The 21,763-nt window shown below is 62.0% G+C and carries 15 protein-coding genes and 2 pseudogenes; 11 read left to right on the top strand and 6 right to left on the bottom strand.

Going from position 1 to position 21,763, the window contains the following annotated elements:
* Position 1 precedes the first annotated feature (1 nt).
* The 5 genes from AMK58_RS30265 (at position 2) to AMK58_RS02895 (ending at position 5,661) form a co-directional block, all read left to right on the top strand.
* Positions 2 to 2,242: a site-specific integrase gene (locus tag AMK58_RS30265; RefSeq protein ID WP_137165177.1), complete on the top strand. Its 2,241-nt coding sequence runs from the start codon at positions 2 to 4 to the stop codon at positions 2,240 to 2,242.
* Positions 2,239 to 4,344, top strand: a complete 2,106-nt coding sequence (locus AMK58_RS30260; protein WP_137165176.1) for a hypothetical protein — start codon at positions 2,239 to 2,241, stop codon at positions 4,342 to 4,344. The genes AMK58_RS30265 and AMK58_RS30260 overlap by 4 nt, the downstream gene beginning before the upstream one ends.
* Entirely contained in the window at positions 4,341 to 4,829 is a 489-nt protein-coding gene (locus AMK58_RS02900; RefSeq protein ID WP_035683354.1) for a hypothetical protein, read from the top strand. The genes AMK58_RS30260 and AMK58_RS02900 overlap by 4 nt, the downstream gene beginning before the upstream one ends.
* Before the next feature lie 184 nt (positions 4,830 to 5,013).
* A complete protein-coding gene (locus AMK58_RS30255; protein ID WP_137165175.1) occupies positions 5,014 to 5,292 on the top strand; it encodes a hypothetical protein in 279 nt (92 codons plus the stop codon).
* Between the two features lie 39 nt (positions 5,293 to 5,331).
* Entirely contained in the window at positions 5,332 to 5,661 is a 330-nt protein-coding gene (locus tag AMK58_RS02895; RefSeq protein WP_143265649.1) for a hypothetical protein, read from the top strand.
* Between the two features lie 301 nt (positions 5,662 to 5,962).
* Here the strand turns inward: AMK58_RS02895 and AMK58_RS02890 are convergent, their stop codons facing one another.
* A complete protein-coding gene (locus tag AMK58_RS02890; protein ID WP_104675504.1) occupies positions 5,963 to 7,159 on the bottom strand; it encodes an MFS transporter in 1,197 nt (398 codons plus the stop codon).
* 101 nt (positions 7,160 to 7,260) lie between these two features.
* Between AMK58_RS02890 and AMK58_RS02885 the strand changes: the two genes are divergently transcribed.
* Positions 7,261 to 8,223, top strand: coding sequence for an AraC family transcriptional regulator (locus AMK58_RS02885; protein ID WP_035683358.1), 963 nt, complete (start codon positions 7,261 to 7,263; stop codon positions 8,221 to 8,223).
* Between the two features lie 267 nt (positions 8,224 to 8,490).
* Here the strand turns inward: AMK58_RS02885 and AMK58_RS02880 are convergent, their stop codons facing one another.
* The gene (locus AMK58_RS02880; RefSeq protein ID WP_035683360.1) at positions 8,491 to 9,123 is read right to left on the bottom strand and encodes a 3'-5' exonuclease; all 633 of its coding nucleotides are present in this window, start codon (positions 9,121 to 9,123) and stop codon (positions 8,491 to 8,493) included.
* Between the two features lie 248 nt (positions 9,124 to 9,371).
* Here AMK58_RS02880 and AMK58_RS02875 point away from each other — a divergent pair, with 248 nt between their 5' ends.
* Positions 9,372 to 9,740, top strand: a complete 369-nt coding sequence (locus AMK58_RS02875) for a DUF427 domain-containing protein (RefSeq protein WP_035683362.1) — start codon at positions 9,372 to 9,374, stop codon at positions 9,738 to 9,740.
* Between the two features lie 261 nt (positions 9,741 to 10,001).
* On the opposite strand, the gene AMK58_RS02870 is transcribed toward AMK58_RS02875, so the two are convergent.
* Together AMK58_RS02870 and AMK58_RS02865 are read right to left on the bottom strand one after the other, a co-directional pair.
* Entirely contained in the window at positions 10,002 to 11,960 is a 1,959-nt protein-coding gene (locus AMK58_RS02870) for a UvrD-helicase domain-containing protein (RefSeq protein ID WP_035683363.1), read from the bottom strand.
* Positions 11,957 to 14,296, bottom strand: coding sequence for an AAA family ATPase (locus tag AMK58_RS02865; protein WP_035683365.1), 2,340 nt, complete (start codon positions 14,294 to 14,296; stop codon positions 11,957 to 11,959). Before AMK58_RS02865 ends, AMK58_RS02870 begins: the two co-directional genes overlap by 4 nt.
* A gap of 513 nt (positions 14,297 to 14,809) precedes the next feature.
* On the opposite strand from AMK58_RS02865, the gene AMK58_RS02860 reads away from it, so the two are divergent.
* Both AMK58_RS02860 and AMK58_RS29395 read left to right on the top strand, forming a co-directional pair.
* Positions 14,810 to 16,480: an ISL3-like element ISAzba9 family transposase gene (locus AMK58_RS02860; protein WP_076612189.1), complete on the top strand. Its 1,671-nt coding sequence runs from the start codon at positions 14,810 to 14,812 to the stop codon at positions 16,478 to 16,480.
* 820 nt (positions 16,481 to 17,300) lie between these two features.
* Positions 17,301 to 17,546: pseudogene (locus AMK58_RS29395) on the top strand (transposase); the annotation flags it as partial.
* 38 nt (positions 17,547 to 17,584) lie between these two features.
* Here the strand turns inward: AMK58_RS29395 and AMK58_RS02855 are convergent.
* Positions 17,585 to 18,805 (bottom strand): IS256 family transposase, encoded by a 1,221-nt coding sequence (locus AMK58_RS02855; RefSeq protein WP_059398593.1) that lies wholly within the window; start codon positions 18,803 to 18,805, stop codon positions 17,585 to 17,587.
* A 60-nt stretch (positions 18,806 to 18,865) separates the two neighbouring features.
* Between AMK58_RS02855 and AMK58_RS29390 the strand changes: the two are divergent.
* Both AMK58_RS29390 and AMK58_RS02845 read left to right on the top strand, forming a co-directional pair.
* Positions 18,866 to 19,380, top strand: a pseudogene (locus AMK58_RS29390) (IS5 family transposase); the annotation flags it as partial.
* A gap of 102 nt (positions 19,381 to 19,482) precedes the next feature.
* The gene (locus AMK58_RS02845; RefSeq protein WP_035676977.1) at positions 19,483 to 20,490 is read left to right on the top strand and encodes a CBASS cGAMP-activated phospholipase; all 1,008 of its coding nucleotides are present in this window, start codon (positions 19,483 to 19,485) and stop codon (positions 20,488 to 20,490) included.
* Between the two features lie 136 nt (positions 20,491 to 20,626).
* Here the strand turns inward: AMK58_RS02845 and AMK58_RS30250 are convergent.
* A protein-coding gene (locus AMK58_RS30250) for an IS630 family transposase (protein WP_104675443.1) occupies positions 20,627 to 21,693 on the bottom strand; the annotation gives its coding sequence in 2 pieces (ribosomal slippage) (positions 20,627 to 21,205 and positions 21,208 to 21,693; 1,065 coding nt in all).
* Positions 21,694 to 21,763 lie beyond the last annotated feature (70 nt).

Below are 21,763 nucleotides of genomic sequence, written 5' to 3'. Positions count from 1 at the left end.
AATGAACCGCTACGAGAAACACCTGGAGGATGAGCGAGCCCTGGCGGAAACCGCTATAGCGGAAGAGGAAGCGTCGAAAGTCACGATGATCCATGAGCATCGCCCCATGACGCATCCGCTCGATTGGGCGTGGAGGGACCACAAGGGCGTACCGCGCGAGCATGGGCTCGAAGAATTCCGGGATGGAAACGTAGCAACCAGCATCGTAGGCAATCCGGGACTCATCCACGACCTCGCACCGTCAATCCGGAGGCACCTGTTCGGAAAGTCACCAAACACCCATGATTTGCTACTGTTTACATTGCGGACTTTCTGGCGGTTCCTCACGCACGCACAAGAGAAAGAAATTAAACTAATAGTTAAATCGCTGAAAGACATTGACGATGATGTGGCTGCACTCTACCTCAGCGAGCTGCGTAGTGCCGTTACGAGTGGGGCTTCTACAGAACAGCGTGGGATCTTCCAGTGGCGCGGGTTTTGTCGACTGATGAGTCGCGCGCAGTGCAACATTAGGACGTGGCCCGATTGGCCCCCCTCGCGTCGGATGGCGGTGCACAAAGACGTTCCGCCACGCGCAGTAAAGTATTTCTACGAGGCCGCTAAACGCACTTTATCGGAGGGGCGCGCGCGCCACTCGGCTGGTCAAGCGATCTTGGACCGGTTTGAACGGGCGTCCGGTCTGGTTGAACTGACCAAGGCCCACCTGCCTGGAGAATACCGCTCGTTCGGTCCTGAGTGGAACGAACCCAACAATATTCTATTCACTGTGCACCGTCGGTTCCAAGCACGGTTGAGAGGCATCGTCATCTCAAGGGAAGTGCCTGCAGTTGATAAAGGAATCAATCAAGCGATCAAGCGATTGGGCTATATTGACGGGGTACCGGGGTTCTCTGCTCTGGCAACACAGTCAGAACTGTGGAGTCTGTTCGCGCCTACGTCGCTTGAAGCCGTGGCGGCCCTCACACTCGTGACGGCAGAAACCGGCTGGGTCGATACCGCACGGGCGATCGATGTGTCCTCGGACGATTGGTTTAGAGAGGGCCGGCGGCAGACAGTGCAGAAGCGAAGCGGGCGGACCGTTGAGATCACCGAGATGATCATCAGCGGCCCGGAAATTACGTACGAGTACGACGTTCCATCGGAGGCCGAGCTCTCGGCAATCAGGCCAAAGACTCGGCGACTGCATCAGACGCGCTCGCTGATGCAGTCCGAAAAAGGCTTCCGGGCGTTCGCTGTGATCAAGTATATGGTCGAGCGCACACGCCTCTTGCGCGAGATTGTTAAGGAGGAACTGGCAACACTTCGGCGAATGCCGGCGCCACCTGCGGAGCACCTGCGACGCATTGCTGAGTTGGACGAACAGGTGCGGTGTCCCTGGCTGTTTTTTCCTGCCAGAGGGAAAGGAAATCCTACGGGGTTCACGCCATCTGGTGGCGATATTGTCATGCAGCCGTTCAACGACCTCAAGGAACTCGCTATCGCCGAGGCTGTCCGGAGAGGTGAGACGCTCGAGGTCATTGAGGGTATCGGTTCGCTGACGCCCAGCGACTTTCGCGATGCTTATGCCGCATGGATATACAATCGAACCGGCAACGACATCTTCGCTGTTCAGGCCGCGCTCAACCACCGGGGGATCAACACGACTCGTAGGTATCTACGCCAACGGTCGCAGATTCGGGAAAGGTTTGCGGGCTGCGCACGGGTGATGGAGGCTGGGTTTGACGAAGCTCAGGCCGGCAGGACGATCGACCCGACCATCCTGCGGTTGGCTGCTGACCGAACTGGGCAGGTTGTCTCCAAGGAGGATAGGAAGTTTCTAGCGGCGTTTCGATCGGCGTGCGGCGCCCGCTGCGTGGACCCAACCAATCCGCCAGAGGAAATCGAGCCGAAGAGCGAGCGGGTCGAAGGCGAGTTATGTGGTTCACAGCGCTGTGGCCTTTGTCGCCACGCACGCTTCGACAAGGGATCGTTGCGCGGCATCGCAGTTCGCATTGCTGAGTTGAAGGCACTGAGCACCGTCACTCCAACCGAACGTTGGCTACTCAGCGTCTACCCTGTCGAGTTGGAAGCGCTTGAACTCTTGGTGGAAGAGAAGTTCGTGGACTACGTCGCCCATGTTTGGGGGTGGGTAAGAGAGCATCGCAAGCGCCTGGAGCAAAGCAACGAACTCGTGTTCGGCGCGATATCTGTTGAGGCGGCGTCAGCCCTGATCGGAATGAACCAAGCGGAGGTCACCAAATGACGATCACCAACGCCGCTGTTGCCATCGATATCAACATTTGGCGCGCTGGGCTTCCGAGACCCAATTGGTGGTCCGCGCCTTGGAGCGAAATCGCCAATCTAATCATCCTGCCGAACGGAACGCTGCTTGCGGATGATGCATGGACCACGCCCAAAGGTTGGGGCCACAGGTGTTCGTCTTTGGACTTTACCAAGGCCCTTCCTGCACGCTGGCACCGCAAAGAACCGCGTGCGCAGGCGCTGCTTCGCCGGCTGAAGCGTCTCGCCGCAATCGATTTCACGGTTTCGGTTCGCGGATCATCGAACAAACCCTTTGGGCCAGGCCACTGGAACACATGGTTGGGCCGGAACCGCTCCCTCCATGCTGCGGCCAAGGCGGTTGCCGAGAATCCTCAAGGAGGCGCGCCGACGCGCTGCCCCGATGGCGATCCATTGTTCGCAGCACTATCACCGGCTGCGCTGGAGGATGTCCTGCCTGATGCTTCCTGGAGCCGCTACAAGCTTGTGAGTCGCCTCAACGCACTCTTCGCGGCAGGAGTAATCGATGATTGGCCGGTGGCCGACGTGGCGCATCAGAGCCATACCCCCCGCAGGCGCGGTGATCCAAATATCACACAGCCCTACTCCGACCAGTCGTTTACGACGTTGTGCCAAGCGGCGTTCACCATGGCGGCGCTTCAGGAGGATTTTCTCGCATGCTACCAACAAATTAGCGCCATTGAGGTGGACGATCAGGGCCGCCGCGATAGCAGGTACATGGATCCTTACCGCCAAGCGCGTTTAGCTGAATGGACGGGCACTTACCTTAGTCGAGGCGTAATATTCGGCTTGACTTTATTTATCAAGGAGCGCACCGGAAGTCCCAGCAGCGACAATTTACGCACATATAATGCGCCATTTAGTGCGTGGCCTCTTAGAACTCTTGGTCAAATTCACCAAGCACTTCGACTCTGCCAAGTCGCAAACTGGATTATCCTTGCAGCGGCGACCGGCGCACGCGCTGGCGAACTTGAGGCGCTCACCCGTGACGCTCTCATCGACTTTGTGCCCGCCCGATGGGGCGGTGACGCCAAGGAACTGGCGCTGCTCACTGGCAGAACCTTCAAAACTGAGGCCTTCGCCATGAATCGCCAGTGGCCGCTGCCGCGCCAAGCGGCGGAGGCATTCGGGCGTCAGCGCAAACTCGCGCAAGAACTCGCGCCAGGAGGAGAGTCGCTTTGGATTGCTCGCAACGACAAGGAAAGAGTAAGCCTGCACGATCGCCTCAAATACTTTTGTGAGGCGGTGTCGCTTGATGGCGAGCACCCAATCAAATCGCAGATTGAGGGCAGCGTTCACGCTCAGCGGTTCAGGGAAACTCTTTCCCGTCTAGTGGGGCTTTGCCTGGACAATGGCCATCACGTCCTGTTTGACGTGCTCGGCCATCGTGAAATGGACACCACAATTGGCTACATGATGTCCGACCTCGACTTTGCTGCGCAGGCACGGCGGGTCAGGCACGAGGCTGAGATGGTGCGGAAACGGCGGATCATCGGAAATGCGGACACCCTGGGCGGTCCCGCCGCCAAGGAGATCGTGCGGCTACGCAACACCGTCGCCAAGCAGGCATTCGGTGACCCAATGGATCTTGACAAGCCAGGGTCCGCCGATGTGGCGGCGCGGGTGGCAGAGTTTGCTGAGATAATGAGCAACGAGGAAATTGATACAATCCTGCCGCACGCGACAGTTGTCAGGTCGGGGATATACTGCGTCGCAAACGAGGCGCAACCAGGGTTATGCAGCAAAAGCACGGTCCGCGACGTCAGCCGGTGTAGCCCGTATTGCCATCACCGCTTGGAGGAGGCAGCGGCCATCGATGATCGCCGAAGGTCTGTACGGTACATCCTGGAGAAGATGGACGAACGCAAAATGCCCAGCTTGCAGCGCACATTCTACCAACGCCAATTACTTGATCAGTTCGCTGCAACCCCAAAATTATTCGAAGAATTCTCGAACGACCGAAGATTACACCCCGCTCTTGCGAACATTACTCCCGGCCGCATTGCCTTGTTGCCCGATGACCTGCGAACAACGCTCAAGGCACTTCTGGGAGAGGTGTCATGACGGACCATGCTGGCGGGCAGACATTGGCCGAATTCCAGCGTCTGCGCAAACACGACACAGCCGACCGTATTGTGGCAATGCTTCGGACAATCGAGGCTGAACTATACATTAATGGCAGTCTCTATTCAGAGAACCAGGGCCGACTCAACATCGCGGAGGTTTGTCGGAGGGCTGGCATTCGGCCGGTTACGCTTCGAAATCCGCGCCACAAGGAAACCAAGAACATTGTCGAGGCATGGCTGACCAACCTCCGCGAGCACGGTGTTATCACATCGAAGACGGCGGCACGCAAGCAGGTCCAGGCGCGCAAACTGCGGCGTCTGGACCACAACGAGCAGGCCATGCGTGCGATGGCAGCGGATCAGCAGAAATACCTTGAAGAAATTCGGGAACTACGTCGTGAGAACGCGGATTTGAAGGCGAAGCTCGCCGCAGCACAGTCGGCAGGCAATGTGATCGGCATGACCGGAAAACGTCACAAGTGACCTGTTAACGAGTAGACATGGCCGGCGCTCTCAACATACAGGCTCTGAAACCTCTGATCGGGTAACTCGAGGTGCTGGGCGATGCAACCGCTCCGCCGCCGCGCGCTTGCCTCCCATTCCAGAACACGGGACGGCCGCGTCCCGACCGGACGCTGGTTCACACGCCGGCCCTCGCGCGACCAAATTGGCGGTGGTTGCCGACGCGCCGACGCTCTTCCGCTGGGGTTCACTCACCGTCATGATCGTCAACTTTGACGATTGCGTGTCGATACGCGAGCAAGGAACATTTGCACCCCTTTGCACTTATGTGCTGCCGATCCGCCGGCCGCCCGGCGATCCGGCCCTTCGAACGGAGCTGGGCATGCAGCTGAAATCCACGGTTTCGATCAACGACACCACCGGCCAGTTCTCATCGTCCAGCACCGCCATCAAGGCCAATGTGGCGGCGGCGGTCGCTACGTAGGGAAACATCCTCCCCACCAACATTACCCTCGACGTGCGCGTGACCATCGCCCCAACGGCTCAGGGACGGATGGACGGTCGCTCGGAAACCGTCGTCGGCCTGGGCACAGCGAACGGCCTCACGATCTACGACCAAGGGGCGGCGTACGAGGTGAGAACCGGCAACGATCCCAACGGCGCAACGGCGGACGTGGTCATCGGCCTCGACCCCACTTACCGTAAGCGTCCGCCGAGCTACGCGGCGTCGGCGTTTCCGGTGACGCCGTCGGCCTTGGTTCAGTTCCAGGGCAGCAGTTCCCCTTTCACCACACCAACGCCAGCGGCTTTTGCCCCGATGCGGACCGTCGCTTACGACCGCTTTGCGCCATGAGCTGAAGTTGGTTGGCTGCTATAAAGCGGAGCGAACGGGCCCGCCGACCGCGGAAGGAATCCCGCTCCCAGCAGTACGGAACCACCACCGAGAGCTTGGCGCCTACCCCGCAACACTGAACCGAGCCCGAGGGTCTAAACTTCCTTGTGTCGACAATCACGAAGGATTGCTGTCGCGGGTATTGACCTGAGCGAGAGGCGGTTTTCCGGGTACGATGCGGTGCTGGTGGCATGGGGGCCCACCGTCCTGGAAACGGAGCGCGACAGCGGCTGGTCCATCCGCGGGCGTCTGACGGAGGTGATCAGGAGGCGACAGCGACTGCCCGCGCGCGCATGCCTCCCAGCACGACCAGGGCGGCCAGCAGCAGCACGATTCCGCTGGCGCCGAAGACCCCCCCGGCGCCGCTGACGCCGAAGATGGCGCCGCCCACTGCCGCACCGGTGGCGATGGCGAGTTGCACCGCCGCGACGAAGAGACCGCCGGCGCTTTCCGCCTCGTTCGGCACGGTGCGGGTGATCCAGGTGGACCAGGCCACCGGCACGGCGCCGAAGGCGACGCCCCACAGCGCGATCAGCACCGAGGCCACGGTCGGCGACCCGCCCAGCGCGGCCAGCCCGAGCCCGAGCAGCCCCATGGTCAGCGGCATGACCGTCAGGGTCAGCCGCATGCTGCGCGCCAGCAGCGCGCCGCCGAGATAGGTGCCGGCGAAGTTCGCCATGCCGAAGCCCAGCAGGATGCCCGACACGCCGCTGACGCCGACGCCGGTCACCGTCTCCAGGAACGGCCGGACATAGGTGAACAGCGCGAAATGCCCGGTGAAGACCAGGATGATCGACACCATGCCGATCCCGACCCCAGGCCGCGCCATCACCTCGCCCAGGGTGCGGAGGCTGGTGTGGCCGTTCGGCGCCATGCGTGGCAGCGTCAGAACCTGCGCCACCAAGGCCGCCAGCCCCAGCCCGCCGGCCATCAGGAACACTGCGCGCCAGCCGAGCAGGTCGCCCAGATAGCTTCCGATCGGGGCCGCGAAGACGGTGGCGGCGGACACGCCGCTGAAGATCATCGACAAGGCCCGCGGGATCATCGGCTCCGGCACCAGCCGCATGGCGATCGCGGCCGACATGGCCCAGAAGCCGCCGAGCGCCACCCCCAGCAGCACCCGCCCGACCAGCAGCGACAGCAGGTCGGGGGCGAAGGCGACGGCTAGGTTTGACACCAGCAGCAACGCCGAAAAGGCGAGCAGCACATGGCGCCGGTCGATCCGGCGGGTCGCGGCGGAGATCAGCAGGCTGGCGACCAGCGCCACCGCGGCAGTCGCGGTGACGGCCTGGCCGGCCATCGCCTCGGTCACATGCAGGTCGGCCGCCATCGGCGTTAGCAGGCTGGCCGGTAGAAACTCCGCCGTCACCAGTCCGAATACGCCGAGCGTCAGGGAGAAGACGGCACCCCAGGCGGGCTCCGCCGGCGCGGCGCCGGCTTGCCTCACAGGTTCCATCATGGTCTGTCCTCGCAGGAAGATTATGCTGCGACGCAGAGTAGATTGGAGGTGCTGGACGATCTATGCCACAACGTCCGCATTGTTTGATCGATAGTCCGGATATGCCCGACTCATCCCGTCTCCCTCCCGCCACCGACCTCGTCAGCGAGCTTCTGCTCGGCATGCGGCTGACCGGCGTGCAGTACCGCCGCATGCAGGTCGCCCCTCCCTTCGGCATCGGTTTCGGGACGGTGGAGGGGCGGGCGCAATTCCATTTCATCGCCCGCGGGCCGGTCGTGCTGAGGCTGCTCGCTGGCGGTACCTTCACGCTGGACACCGGCGATGCGGTGCTGCTGCCGCGCGGCGGCGCGCACGAACTGCTGTCGGCGCCGGAACTGTCGGCCCGCGACGTCGCCAGCTTCGCGACGGCGCCGCTGTGCGGCAATGTCGGTGCGCTCGAATCCTGCCCGCCGGAAAGCTGCCGAACGAAGGATGCGGTGATCTTCAGCGGCTGCATGGAGTTCGACCTCGGCGCCATGCAGCCGCTGGTCGGCCTGATGCCCGAGGTGATGCAGGTCGGCACCCTGCTCGACCGCTACCCCGAAATCCTGCCGATGCTGGAAGCGATGGAGCGGGAGGCGCGGGCGGAGCGCGCCGGTTATGCCGGCATCCTGGCGCGGCTGGCCGACGTGGTGTCCGCCTCCATCGTGCGGGGCTGGGTCGAATGCGGTTGCGGCGATGCGCGCGGCTGGATCGACGCCCTGCGCGACCCGCGGCTCGGCCGCGTCATCACCGCGCTGCATCGCGATCCCGGCCGCAACTGGACCGTGGCGGAACTGGCCGGGGAGATGGGCGCCTCGCGTTCGGTCTTCGCGGAGCGCTTCCTGGAGGTGACCGGCGTGACCCCGGTCCGCTACGTGACGGAGCTGCGGATGCGGCTTGCCGCCCAGTGGATCGGCCGGGAGCGTCTGCCGATCGAAACCGCCGCGCATCGGCTCGGCTACGGCTCGCAGGCCGCCTTCAGCCGTGCCTTCAAGCGCATCATGGGCTATTCGCCCGGCGCCTCGCGCAGTGCGGAATCATAGCACCGGCACGATCAGGACCAAGTGGGGGGCAGGTCCTTTCACAAGCCGGTCCCGCCCGCCCTCGCGGGTGACCTGACCAACTGTCAGCGCGTAAAGTTCGGCGACACCTTGCCCGACAGCGCGGGATCGGTTTGCCAGGCGCCGGACTGTCGACTCTGCGCCATGAGCAGCCAGCACCGTTCAGCGCAAGCTGCCCCGATACGCGACCTTGACGCCTTCCGCCCGTCAGGGCGCGCGGCACGTTATCCGGATGCCCGGCGCCGTGCCTCACTCATACACGGCGTCGCGCGGGCCGGTATCTCCCAACGCCATTTTGACGAAGGCATCAGCCGTCAGGTCTGCGTCGAGCAGCGCGCCATGGTGGGCGAAGCGATCACTCCGGTCGAGCCACAGCCGATCACACAGCGCATCGAGCGAGCCGGAAGCGCCGGGGAAGACCGCGTGCGACATCTCCTTGGTACAGATGAACCGGTCCGCCGAGAACGTGTCGGCACCCCATGCGGCGCGTCCGCAGCGCGCGAACTCGTAGTTCAGGAAGTCCATCTCGTTCTCATAGGCATGCGCCACCAGAAGGTCCTCGCCCAGAAAGGCGAGAAGCGCGTCGGCCACCTCGGGAAAGCGGGGCGCCACCTTCAGGTCGGCGGGCTTGATGCCGTGCACCTTGATGGCGTCGGGATGGAGAGGGGCGTCGGGGTTGACCCGCGACTCCCAGCTGCGCGCTTTCCTCCAGCCATCGCCCTCACGGATGATCTCAAGACACCCGATTTCGATGATAATGCCGGGCTGACGCAGGCCCTTGGGCGCCTTCCTGATGTCCTGGAGGCTCGGCAGGCGCCGTCCGGTCGTCTCGATGTCGATCGCGACCAGCCGGTCACGTCCTTCCCACGGCTGCATGCTCATTGATATCCAATCTTTCATCGGTGGAGCCACCTGTGGCACGGACGTGAAACAAGGACAACGCTCCGTCACGCCGCCCAGAGTAGCATGGCGAAAGCGCCGGCCGCCGATCAGCGACACCACGGTCACAAGCGGCCGGCCCATGCCGTCGAGGCTCTTGATCCTGATGGGTCAGGATAAAGAGTCGCTGGTATAAGGCATGACGGCCGCGCCATGACCGGCGCGACTACCGGTGAGCAAGGAGTATCGCTGTGAAAATTCCCGGCCCCGAGCATCCCATCACGATCATCCCCAACCCGAATCGGATTCGTGTCGTCTTCGCCAGCCGGGTCGTCGCCGACACGGCACGCGCCCTGACGCTGACGGAGGCGAAGTTGCCCGTGGTCCAATATATTCCCCGCGCGGATGTCGACATGACGGCCTTCGAGCGCACGGCGCACACGACGCATTGCCCTTACAAGGGCGATGCCACTTACTACAACCTGCGCGTGGGTGATCGCATCGCGATCAACGCTGTCTGGACCTACGAGACTCCCTATCCCGCCGTGGCCGCCATCCGTGAACATTTGGCGTTTTATCCGGAACGCGTCGATTGCATCGAAGAGCACGCGGCCACATAGCGGCAGCCGGCGGAAGGCTCCGCATGCGGTGTTGCTCTCATCGCAATGCCAGCTCCGTCTGCTCCTGACCCAAAGCGGACCATCGCTCGCGACCGCAAAACGCCGATAGCGGTCGTTAAGCGGGGGCGTACGATTTCCCGATAGCGAACAGGCGGGTCGAGACGATAACCGATATCGCACGGCTCATTGCTATACAGCCTGATCAAATTATTACTCATACTCTTGAACCTGGAGTATCGGGTAAAGCAGAGCGACAGATGATTACGGAAGTACTACGACTTCGTCCGCAGTAAACCAGCCGCACGCGTTGATGGCGGTCAGTGCCGAATTCGTGTCCTTTGCCCAAAGCACCAGCGCCAAGCTTTCTTCGGCACGGCTGCACGTAACATAGAGCAAACGAAGCGTGCGGTCGATGGTGGTTTCCTTCCCCGCAGCGATGTTATCCTTATCATCTTTGCTCAGTATTTCGGCACCGAACAGCTTATCGTAGGAGAACAGGTTTCCTCCGGCCTCCTCGTCATCCATGACGACCATGACATGCTTGAACTCTGAGCCCTTCACCACTTGGTGTGTGGCAAAAGGCGCCTCCCCACCGAGGTATGTCCGGTAGCGCGCGAGTTCGGCCCATGGAGCATTCATCAGGAGATGCCACCCGCGACGCTGACGGTCTTCCTTGCTCTCGCTGGCTTCTCGTTCGGGTTCTGGCGGCGGCGGGCGCTCGTCCCAATAGGCTCCAACTAGGCGGGAATCAGCAGGAAGCACGTTGGCCTCCAGAATCGGGGCCAGAACTTGCTTGACCTGTGCGCCTTCAGTACGGTGGCACAGCACGGCGAAGCGGCTGATCGCTTCGTAGAGCTCGGCAAGCCGCACAGCACGGGCAGCGTGTTCGCTCGGCAACTTTGTCAGGGCATTGTGACGGCGTAGCACTGCGACAGCGGCAAACTCGTCCAGCGTGCCATCTGGCCGGACGCATTCGGCGAGTTCAAGCAGCCCTCCAAGAAGGGGGCGAACCATCGCTGGTCCCATCCTCTCACCATTGGGGTCGGGCGTCGCCGCTTCTTTGTCGAGCAAGGCCATCCCGCAGTAGATATTGTAGAAATCGCCTCGCTTTGCCCCCAACTTGTGCTCTAATGCCAACGTCTTGAAGCTCTTTTGGTTCGCACTCCACGCTTCTGCCCCCGTTATCTGCGCCATGGAACGCGCGCAGTCAGCCTCAAAACTTAACTTTACGGATGTTGTGTTTGCCGTATCGCCGACGAATATTCGTACCTTGCCGCCTTGCTTTTCGCTACGCGGATGCTGGGCCACTCCGATCTTGGATTGCGTGCGCCCTTCAATGTCAGCCTCCCAAATGGCATTGATAAGCCGGACAATGCGCTCTCGGCTGCGATGGTTCATCTGCAACGCCGGTCGCGCCCATGTCGGCGGGATGTGCGATGGCAAGTCCACGTGACCATCGGGGTAGATGCGCTGACGGTGGTCGCCGAGCAATCCAAGCGTGAAATGGCCAGGGCGAATCGTCGTGAGGTCAAACAGGGCATCCAGCACGCCCCTCATCGTGTCCTGCGATTCGTCGATGAGTAGGAGCGGATGCCGGTCCTGCACGATGCGCTGCAAGGTAGGCCGCTCGCAAAGTAGCCACGCCGCCACGCGTAGCACCTCTTGGTGCGACAGCGCGCCTTCGCCATACGTATTTTGGTCGGGGTGATAACGGAACGTGGGGATCGCCCGTAGTTCCTCCGCCTTGGCTTCCAACTCCGCGTATTTTCTGCGGTCAGTGTCGCTCTCGCCTCTCTTCTTAGACTGCGCGTGGGCTTTAGCCTTAGCGAGCTCTTCCATGTTCTTTGCTATCAATGCCTCACGGATATCTTCGTCGAAGCCTTTCACCAAGTCCCAACAGAACGAGTGAATAGTGGACACCTCGGTCAATCGATTTTCGCCGAGTCGACTCGTCACCACCTTCGCAGCGTTTTTCGTGTATGTAATCACCCGTACCGACTGGCCTCGCACGCGCAGTTTCGAGGCGTAGATTCCGCCCGCGGCGTGCTCGACCACGCCAGTGATGCGGCGGAGGACCTCGACTAGCGTGCGCGTCTTTCCTGATCCAGCACCCGCGAACAGAAAAAAGCTCCGTGGGGGAATCCCAGTAACGTAGCCGCAGATTTCCTCAACGACGTGCGCATCTCGCTCATTACCCACCTGGTCAACTGCTGCGTTCACGCTGACGCTCCCGCCCCATGCAATTGCTTCGAGAGCCAATCAAGCGCCTCAGCGATGTAGCTCGGACACGCGAAGCTTCCTTTGTTGAATCGTTCGAATAGAGTGGCCGCAAAGTCCCCTTTGCTGAAACCCCTATGCATCATGTCATGGAGCTGCTGTGCCAGTTCCGTCGGATTCGGATAGTCTACCGCGAGTCCGATGACTTTACCCAAGGTTCCGCTGTGTTTGACCTTCTTGCCGCTAACCGGGTCCTTCTCCTCGTCCAATTGTTTGAACCAATCAATGTTTGAAAGCACCAGCGCATCTTCGAAAGAACTGGGCCACTGGCCGCCCGCACTTGGAATGGGCACTTGCCAAGCGAAGCGCACCTTGCCTCCGTTGGGCGAGGTCCATTCAAGGTCTTCTGCTTTTGGCGTGCCGTACTCTTGGAAGTTGGTGAGCTTCGGATGCCACACGGTCAGGGTATCGTTCCCGCATTCGAGATCCGACTGTCCTGCGATGCACACGGCGACCTTAACAGTCCGCCCCCGGACTTTCTGCGGTACCACCGGGTCGACGTCGGTAATGACCACTGTTGGAATGCCCAAGCATTCCACCAGAGGCCGAAGCCGGTGGGCATGGCTTCCCCCAATATCAAGGAATGACAGATACTTTCTATCCAGAGCTTGAAAGTCCCGCGCGATGAACTGCGGCACGAGCATCCGCTCCGCCGCGCCTTCCACGAACACCGCCGCGTCGGCGAACAGCAAGTCGGTGTGCTGAACCTCGAAGTATCGCTCTGCGAATGTTCTGGTCTGCTCGTCACTGCCAAACACGGTAGCCAAGTTGATGACGCGCGTGCTTGGCTTGGCCCCCGCAGCAGATGCCAGTGTTCGCTTCACGTAGCGCAACCGCGTAAATTTGTTGCCGTGAGCTAAGTGGCTTGAGTGTGTACTGATGAGAAGTTGCGTGTGCAAGTGGCTCTGTTCGGCGCCTTTGGGGCACAGCAGTGCGTGGGCGTTGGTGGAGAAGCAGCGTTGCACTTGCACATGCAGGTGCGCTTCGGGCTCTTCCACCATGACAAGATGGACGGCCGCAGGCGTGCCCTGCGTTGGATTCAATCTTGCTGTGCGGAACGACACGAGCATAAAACTCAGGGATTGCAGGTTTTGGTAACCAAGCCCGATGGAGTGTTCCGGCAGCAACTCGTTCAGCGCTGTCTCGTCGTTGCAATACTGGATGGCCGTGCTGTGCGCTAGGAGGTCCGCCGTCTTGATGCGCGTGCGGAAATGAATCCCCTGCGGGTCATGCAAACCTGGATAGCCAAGAATCCGCACATCCTGCATACTCGGTTGAAGTGCCTCGAAGATGCGTTCGTCCAGACTCGCCTGTGCATTGGCAATGGCCTCGACCAAGGCCTCGCTGTGTCCGTGTGCAGACGCGTTGACGTTCAAGTGCTGGCGCGCGAACTTCACAAGCTGGTTTGAGAATAAGCCGGGTCGCGCTCCTGCAGGTTCGGACCGTGCCTCGTCATCCTCAGCCCCCAGGCCGCGCTGCGCCGGCACGAAGTCTACGCGGATGAGTTGCCGCAGCAAAGCCAACTCAACTGGCTGCGAACTTGGCGGGAGGGGCTGCGGCGCACTCGCTTCAGGCGACTGTAGGGGACCTTTGGCGGGGTCCAGTCGATACGCTTGGATTCGGCGCAGGTCGGCCGGGTGCCGGAGCCAGTAATCGAGTAAGTCTGTCGGCCACGCGTGGCCCTTCTTCGCTAAATTGCGGACAGGAACCCGAGCCTCGCGATAACGCCAAGCCAGCTTGCGCAGATCGCTTGAATCACTCACCGGTTCTAGTCGAAGACGAAGGCCGACGGCGCCTCCTGACCATTTAAGCGTGTTGATGAAGGGCGCCACGTAGTGATATGCGCCCTCCTTCGCGTCGAACCATAGGTCGACGAACGGCATGCACGCCAGCAGTTGTTGATGCTGGTGTTCCCAGGCGTCGGCGTCTTTCGTGTCTGTCGTGGGATCCTCATCAATGGCTTCCCACACCTCGCCCAACTGCCGGAGTGTGGACCATTGAGCGAGGCCGATATCGAAGGCACGAAAGCCCGGAGACTCACTCAGAAAGTTGCGCAGTGCAATGAGCAGTGACGTCTTGCCGCTATTGTTGGCGCCGACCAGAACGGTCGTACAGTCGTCGAAATCCAGGCGCGTCTGAGCCAAGCGGCGGAAATTCCCCACCTCTGCACATGCGAGCCTGATGGGTGAGAGCACTGCAGGCACGGCCAATGGAGTCACCGCCTCATTCAGCGGCGTGGCGCTTGCAGCGTCGACAAGTGTTTCGGCAAAACTCTGCATGATCGATTCCTTGCGCGTATGTGGTAGCGCGGCGCAAAAAGGCGACTATCGTACGGCGTAAGCATGCTTGCAACTGCCCACTAACCGTCGCCGTATAGTAGCCATTGCGGTAGAACCCGCCACAACTCCGGGTGCAAGGTAAAGACCTACTACTGCGTTATGAATTCCTGACGAGCCTCTTTCAAAGGGCAAGCGAAGACGCGCTGCCCGTTTCAAGCCACGGCCGGATTGGCAAACCCGCCACTCACTGAACGCCAAACGAACGGCAGGTCTCCGGCCTCGCAAGTTCCAGACCTGCCATTCGGCTCCCGGCCGATTTCGAACATCGGATTTCGGGAGATCGATTTCCGCTCCTGGCGGATAGTGTTGAAAAATTCCCTGACGAGTACTTCGCGGCTCTTGGAAGTTTTGTGTGATCAAGCAGGGGTTGAGCTCGCAACCCAAAACAGTCGAAAGTAGGCGGAGCCCTTCGAAGTTCGCGGACCGCTATATGAGAGGAAGTGCATCCTCGACATGGTCCTCTCCTTGAACCTTTCCCTGCATTCGATTGGCTTTCTTCCTGGTCTCCATATCATTGACCAGATCGACCATGGCTCCCCACGCCTCACGTTGCGCGCGCAGCAAACGACGGTTTCGGCTCCCTGTACCGCGTGTGGGACGCCATCCCGGCGGATTCACGGTTCCTACTGGCGCAGCCTCGGCGACCTCGCGTGTTTCGGCCGCCCCACTGTCCTGCTGGTCCGGGTCCGCCGTTTCCGTTGCACAGCACCGACCTGTTCCCGGCGGACCTTCGCCGAATCACTGCCGGGCATTGCGCAATGGCGAAGCCGGCAGACCGATCGGCTGCGCTCGGTGCACCGGTCCATCGGCTTGGCGCTGGGCGGCAACCCCGGTGCCCGTCATGCCGTGGCGATGGGAATGCCGATCAGCCGAACGACGCTGCTGCGTCGCGTTCGCGCCGGCGGAAACAAGCCGATCCCTCCGGTCACCGTGCTGGGCGTGGACGATTGGGCTTGGCGCAAGGGGCATCGCTACGGCACCATTCTGTGCGATCTGGAGCGTCGGCGGGTCATCGACTTGTTGCCCGACCGCAGCGCCGACACCTTGGCGGCATGGCTCATGACGCACCCCGGCATCTCCGTCGTCGCCCGCGACCGTGCCGGCGCCTACGCCGAGGGGGTCGCCCGTGGTGCTCCCGAAGCGATCCAGGTCGCGGACCGGTGGCATTTGCTGCGAAATGCGAGCGACGCCCTGCGCGGGGTTCTCGAGCATCATCACCGTGATCTGCGCGAGGCCGCCCGAACGGCCGCCCTGAAACCGGAACCGCTGACACTGGAGGAGAACCGTTCGGAACCGGCCGCTCCTCCATCCGAAACCGAACAACGGCCGTTGCGAGCCGCGGAGCGGCGGTCGCGGGCGGCGCAGGAGCGCCGCGACGCCCGCTTCGCCGAGGTTGCACGCTTGCGTGAACAGGGCATGGCGCTGAAGGCCATTGCCCGAGCCACCGGGATCGAACGCAAGACGGTGCGCCGCTGGTTGCGGGCCGGCCATGCACCGACATGGCGCCATGCCGCTCGCGCGACCAGCATCCTCGACCCGTATCGCGCCCATCTGGAGGAGCGGTGGCAAGCCGGGTGTCGCAATGGGGCGGCCCTCTGGCGCGACCTCAAGGGCCGGGGCTTTGCCGGACAGTATTCCGTTGTGCGGAATTGGGCGATGCAGCGGCGGCGAGAGGACCCGATCCTTAGAAAATCTACGGGACCGGTGCGCCACTCGGCGGCGACCAGAGTTACGGAGCCGCCGACGCCTCGGCGGGCGGTGCGCCTGCTGACCACCGCCCTCGACGCGCTTTCCGAGGAGGACCGCCAGTTCGTCATCTCCTTGCGGGACCGCTCGCCCGCCATCGCCACCGCCGCTGATCTGATCAGTCGCTTCACGACAATGGTGAAGGACAAGACGCCGACCATGTTCGATGGTTGGCTGCGTGAGACGGAGGCCAGTGCCCTGGGGCCGTTCGCCGCCGGCATACGGCGCGACGAGGATGCCGTGCGCGCCGCGCTCACCGAGCCGTGGAGCAGCGGGCAAGTCGAGGGCCACGTCAACCGGCTCAAGGTCATCAAGCGGGATATGTACGGCCGGGCCGGCTTCGATCTCCTACGCAGCCGGGTCCTGGCTCACGCCTAACGCGAACATCACATCCCCAAACACCTTTTACTCATCCACACAAAACTTCCAAGAGCCCAGTTCGGGATGTCGTTTGACAGGGCGAAGAATGCCAACGCGCGTAATCAGGGCAGGTATTTGAATCCTCGGAGACCAATTGATGGATCAACTGGGAGTGCCGCCATGATCACTTATGGTTGACCCGCGAGCTAAAGATAATGTAAAGTGCAGAATGACGAAGGCGGCGTGAGGTGCCACCCCGCGGGCGACAGCGCGCACAGGGTGTTCATGCTGCCGTACGGCCTGTTCGATTTCCGCCGTACGCGCTGTTCAGTTTCGACCGGACAGCCTGTTCATTTTCACCGGACTGTGCAGCCTGGGGAAAGCTGCTGGTCCGAAGACCTACGGCTGTCGCCGCAGCGTGCCCCGTTACAGCGCTGTCGGGATTTCGACCGGGACGGGGCAAGCCCCTCTACCCGCACAGCCCCAGCACGCAAGATGATGACCCTGAACATGCGTGTTGGCAAGGGAGTGGCTTCTCGGAGCAGGTTCCCCTTTCACCACACGCCTTCGGTATCCCCACCCGCAGCCTGCGATCGTGCTCCATAGGTGGTATATGAGGTAAACCATGTACTTCTCGGCGAGTTGTAGAGTCTGGTCTACTCCGCTGCAATCGGCAGCGGTTCCCCACCAATAGCATGCCCCCCCATGCGGCCTTCATCGCCCGTCGGCAATCTTCGTAACGGAACCCGCTCTCGCGCCCGTGTTAGGGTCTGGACCCATAAAGAGCCTTTCCCGCAGGGAGTCGTTGTGATTCAACGCCCTGGAAAGGGGCAATGTGATGAGCGACGGTCAGTTCTGGTTGACGGTGGAGCAGTTTGGGCGGCTTGAGCCGCACCTTCCGCGGGACACCCGAGGCAAGCCGCGGGTGGATGATCGCCGTGTGATCAGCGGGATTGTCCATGTGCTGAAGTCAGGAGGGCGCTGGGCGGATGCTCCACCGGTCTACGGCCCCCGCAAAACGCTCTACAACCGCTTCGTCCGCTGGGCGGCCAAGGGCGTGTGGGAGAACATCTTCCATACCTTGGGGGACTGTCAGGAATTCCGTGTACGGGCCGGTTGTGATCAGGTGAGCGAGAACCGGTCCTCGAACAGGATGGCGAGCTGGGCTTTCGCCATGCCCCACTCGCGTGGTGGCATCTTCCAGTCTTTGGTGACTTGGTTCAAGACCAGGAACAGCAGCTTCAGCGCGCTGTCGTCGGTCGGGAAGTGGCCGCGGGTGCGCACCGCCCGGCGCAGCTTCGCGTTCAGCGCCTCAATGGCATTCGTGGTGTAGACGATCCGGCGGACGTCGTCAGGGAACGCGAAGAAGGGGATCACCGCCACCCAGTTGCGCCGCCAAGCCAGGGCGATCGCCGGATACTTGGTGCCCCAGGGGCCGGCAGCAAACGCCTCCAGGGCTCGTTCCCCAGCGGCCGCGTCGGTGGCCCGGTAAACCTCCTTCAGCGCCGCCGCGACCGCCCGGCGGTCCTTCCAGGACACGAACTCCAGCGACCCGCGAATGAGGTGGACGATGCAGGTTTGCACCTGGGCCTGCGGAAACACCGCGGTGATCGCCTCGGGAAAGCCCTTCAGGCCATCGACGATGGCGATCAGCACGTCCTCCACCCCGCGGTTCTTCAGCTCGCTCATGACGCGCAGCCAGAACTTGGCGCCCTCGGTCTGCTCGATCCACAGCCCCAGCACCTCCTTGGTGCCGTCGGGCCGCACGCCGAGCGCGACATGGACCGCCTTGTTGCGCACCGTGCCCTCGTCGCGCACCTTGACCCGCAGCGCGTCGAAGAAGACCAGCGGGTAAAGCGGCTCCAGCGGGCGCTCCTGCCAGGCCGCTACCTCCTCCAGCACGGCGTCGGTGACGGCGCTGACCAGGTCGGGCGAGACCTCGATGCCGTACAACTCGCGCAGATGTCCCTGGATCTCCCGCACGCTCATGCCGCGGGCGTACATGGAGATGATCTTCTCGTCGAAGCCCGGGAAGCGGCGCTGGTACTTGGCGATGAGCTGCGGGTCGAAGGTGCCGAGCCGGTCGCGCGGCACCTCCAGGGCGATCTTGCCGGTGTCAGTGAGCACCGTCTTGCGCCCATAGCCGTTGCGGCTGTTGGACCGCCCGTCCGGCTCACCGCTCTCCAGGTGATGGTCGATCTCGGCGTTCAGCGCCCGCTCGGCGAGCGCCTTCTTCAGCTCATCGAGCAGGCCATCCTTGGCGAAGGCACTCTTCGGATCGGCGCCGGCGAGCAATTGGTCAAGCAGCGCATCCGGAATGCTGGGGTGTTTGCGTCGTGCCATGCGGGGCCTCCTTCGGTCCCGAAGTTATGGCCCGTACACGAAATTTCAGACAGTCCCTACCTTGGCGGCGCGGGTGGCCCACCGGCCCAGGTGATGATCGACTCCACGGCGGTGCGCGCCCATCGTTCGGCAAGCGGCGGCAAAGGGGGGAGCGTGCCCAGCCCATCGGACGGTCCCGCGGCGGACGAACCACCAAAATCCACGCCTTGAGCGATCCGCGCGGTCGGCCGCTCGCCTTCCTGCTGACCGGCGGTCAGGTGGCCGACTGCACCGCCGCCGACCGTCTCCTCGACCAGATGCCTGCCACCGACCTCCTGCACGGCGACAAGGGCTACGACAGTGCCGCTGTTCGCCGGAAAATCGAAGAGGCCGGGGTCGCGCCCAACATTCCGCCACGCGCCAACAAGCGCTGGAAAAACTGCTTTTCCCCCTACCTCTACCGGAACCGCAACGTCATCGAGCGTATGTTCGGACGCCTCAAGGACTTCCGCCGTATCGCAACCCGCTATGACCGATCCGCCATCAACTTCATGGCCGCCGTTCACATCGCGGCAACCGTCGCCTACTGGTTATGAGTTCGGACCCTAGCAACCCTTTCTCTGCACAATGATCTGTATTGACGGTATGATGCAGACCGAACACACTGATCAACCAATTCTCAACGGCCGCGGCTCTCCATGACCTTTCAGATCCTGGCCCTCAGCGGTGGCGGCTATCTGGGCCTGTTCTCCGCCCATATCCTCGCACAGATCGAAGAACAAGCGAAACGTCCTCTTGGTCGTTGCTTTGATCTCATTTGCGGAACTTCCATTGGCGGGATCATTGCGCTCGGTTTGGCCAATGAGGTTCCCGCTGCCACCATCCTCCAGGCATTCGAGTCCCGCGGACTTGAGATCTTTCCACAGAAGCCGCGCTGGCTGGGGCGTCTTTCCGATTTGATCCAATTCGGCTTTAGGCCCAAGTACGATGGCTGCGCGCTCAGGCGCACCATCGAAGACATCCTTGGCCCTGCCACCTTGCTTGGAGAAGCCAAACACCGGGTCTTGATCCCGGCCGTGAACATGACGGAAGGCAAAATCCAGGTCTTCAAGACCCCTCATCACGTGAACTTCCATCTCGACCATCGTAAGCGCATGGTCGATATCGCTATGGCAACGTCGGCTGCACCGCTCTACTTGCCGATGGCCGAGATCGACGACGCGCTCTATGTCGACGGCGGTCTGTATGCCAATGCACCCGACCTGTGCGCCATTCACGAAGCTGAACACTTCCTCAATATCCCCCGAGGCGAGATCAGCGTCCTAAGCATCGGCACTACGACATCTAGCTACTCGCTGCCGCACTCGCTTGGCCGCAACTTCGGCGCCTTAGAATGGATCACCAAGCAGCGCATCGTCGCTACAGTTATGTCGGCGCAGCAACAACTCACCGACTTTATGGTCAAACACCAGCTGGGCGACCGCTACTTACGCCTTGACAAGGAGCAAACCGAGGAGCTTGCCAGAGACTTGGGAATGGACAAGGCAACAGACGCTGCTCGCAGGACCATCAAAGGTATTGCCCAGGCTGTCTATCAGGTAAACAGCACAAAGCCCCTGCTGCGATCCATGTTGGAGCACCACGCTCCAGAGCCCAACTTCCACCATGGCCCCCGAGCTGCCCCGCAGGAATCTGCAAATATTTAGCATGTCAATCGATAGGGGCGCAGTATCTTCTAACCGGCCAGATCAAATTCTGTATTGCTATTGATCTGTGTTGACTCCTCTTTTGCCCATTAAATTGCACTGTCAGGGCTTCGCAATTGGTGTAATACCGCCGAGCTTAAGCATTGACACATGGCACCCACGGATAACTGGTAAGGGAGCGTAGGCGTTCCGGTCTTGCGGTGAGGGCGTTCCAGGCGTCACAGCAGGCCTGGACGACGGCGTCGTAGTCGTCCAGGAGTCGGTGGGACAGAAAGCGCTCACGCAGATACAGCCAGAAGCGCTCGACTGGGTTCAACTCCGGACTGTAGGGCGGCAGCGGCACCAGCGTGATGGTGTCTGGCACGACCAGCGTCCGCGATCCATGCCAGCCGGCCTGGTCGAGAACGAGCACCGCCTGGACGTCCGGTTCCAGGCTCCGGGAGAAGCCGTCCAGGAACAGTCTCATGACGGTGGTGGAGACGGTCGGCATGACCAGCGCGAAGTCGGTGCCGTTGGCCGGGCAGACGGCGGCGTAGAGATAAGCCGAGGCGAAACGCTTGTCGCACAACCCGAGTGGACGCTGCCCGCGCTCCCACCAGCGGTGTACGGTGCGGCCCTTCTGGCCGATGCGCGCTTCGTCTTGGAACCAGAGTTGAAGGCGACGCTCCAGATGCGCGGCAGCCGCGGTCTTCAGCGCTTCGCGCAGCCCCTTTTTTGGAAGGCGGCCTGGGCCTTGGCGTCGGACTGCGGGTGGCGGGGCCGCGTCTTCTGCTTCGACAGGTTCGGCCGGCGCACGATGCGCGACAAGCTGGCCGGATGCAGCGTCTTGGCGAAGCGTTCGGCGATCACCTCGCACAGGATCGGCAGGGTCCATTCCACGCAGCCATGCCGCTTGGGATCGGAGCCGGCGAGGATGATCGCCTTGAGCGTCGCCTGCTCGCCTTCGCTCAGCCATTCCGGCCGGCCGGGCAGCGGACGATCATAGAGCCCGGCTACGCCTTCGGCGTTGTAGCGCACCACCGCATCGCGCAGGGCTTGGCGGTCCATGCCCGACAGCCGCGCCGCTTCCGCTCGGCTTGCCCCGTCGAGTGCATGGGCGATGGCGAACATCCGTGCCGCCACTCGCCCTTTGTTCTCCCGCCGCGCCAGGGCACGCAATTCGCCGGCGCTCAGGTCTTCCCGGATCGGTAACGCCGCTGGCATTCGCTCCTCCCTATCGCGATGGGGAATCGAATCACGGACTGTCAGCCTTGGGAATGCCCCTCAGTGAGTC

The sequence above is a fragment of the Azospirillum brasilense genome (genome assembly GCF_001315015.1).
GTDB classification, from domain to species: domain Bacteria; phylum Pseudomonadota; class Alphaproteobacteria; order Azospirillales; family Azospirillaceae; genus Azospirillum; species Azospirillum brasilense.
Note: the sequence above shows the minus strand (reverse complement) of the source record. Positions and strands in the feature narration are given on the sequence as shown.

Excerpts from the sequence above, each read along its gene's own strand:
- AMK58_RS30265 (WP_137165177.1), top strand. The coding sequence starts at position 2 with ATGAACCGCTACGAGAAACACCTGGAGGATGAGCGAGCCCTGGCGGAA.
- AMK58_RS30260 (WP_137165176.1), top strand. The coding sequence starts at position 2,239 with ATGACGATCACCAACGCCGCTGTTGCCATCGATATCAACATTTGGCGC.
- AMK58_RS02900 (WP_035683354.1), top strand. The coding sequence starts at position 4,341 with ATGACGGACCATGCTGGCGGGCAGACATTGGCCGAATTCCAGCGTCTG.
- AMK58_RS02890 (WP_104675504.1), bottom strand. The coding sequence starts at position 7,159 with ATGATGGAACCTGTGAGGCAAGCCGGCGCCGCGCCGGCGGAGCCCGCC.
- AMK58_RS02885 (WP_035683358.1), top strand. The coding sequence starts at position 7,261 with ATGCCCGACTCATCCCGTCTCCCTCCCGCCACCGACCTCGTCAGCGAG.
- AMK58_RS02880 (WP_035683360.1), bottom strand. The coding sequence starts at position 9,123 with ATGAGCATGCAGCCGTGGGAAGGACGTGACCGGCTGGTCGCGATCGAC.
- AMK58_RS02865 (WP_035683365.1), bottom strand. The coding sequence starts at position 14,296 with ATGCAGAGTTTTGCCGAAACACTTGTCGACGCTGCAAGCGCCACGCCG.
- AMK58_RS02860 (WP_076612189.1), top strand. The coding sequence starts at position 14,810 with ATGGTCCTCTCCTTGAACCTTTCCCTGCATTCGATTGGCTTTCTTCCT.
- AMK58_RS02855 (WP_059398593.1), bottom strand. The coding sequence starts at position 18,805 with ATGGCACGACGCAAACACCCCAGCATTCCGGATGCGCTGCTTGACCAA.
- AMK58_RS02845 (WP_035676977.1), top strand. The coding sequence starts at position 19,483 with ATGACCTTTCAGATCCTGGCCCTCAGCGGTGGCGGCTATCTGGGCCTG.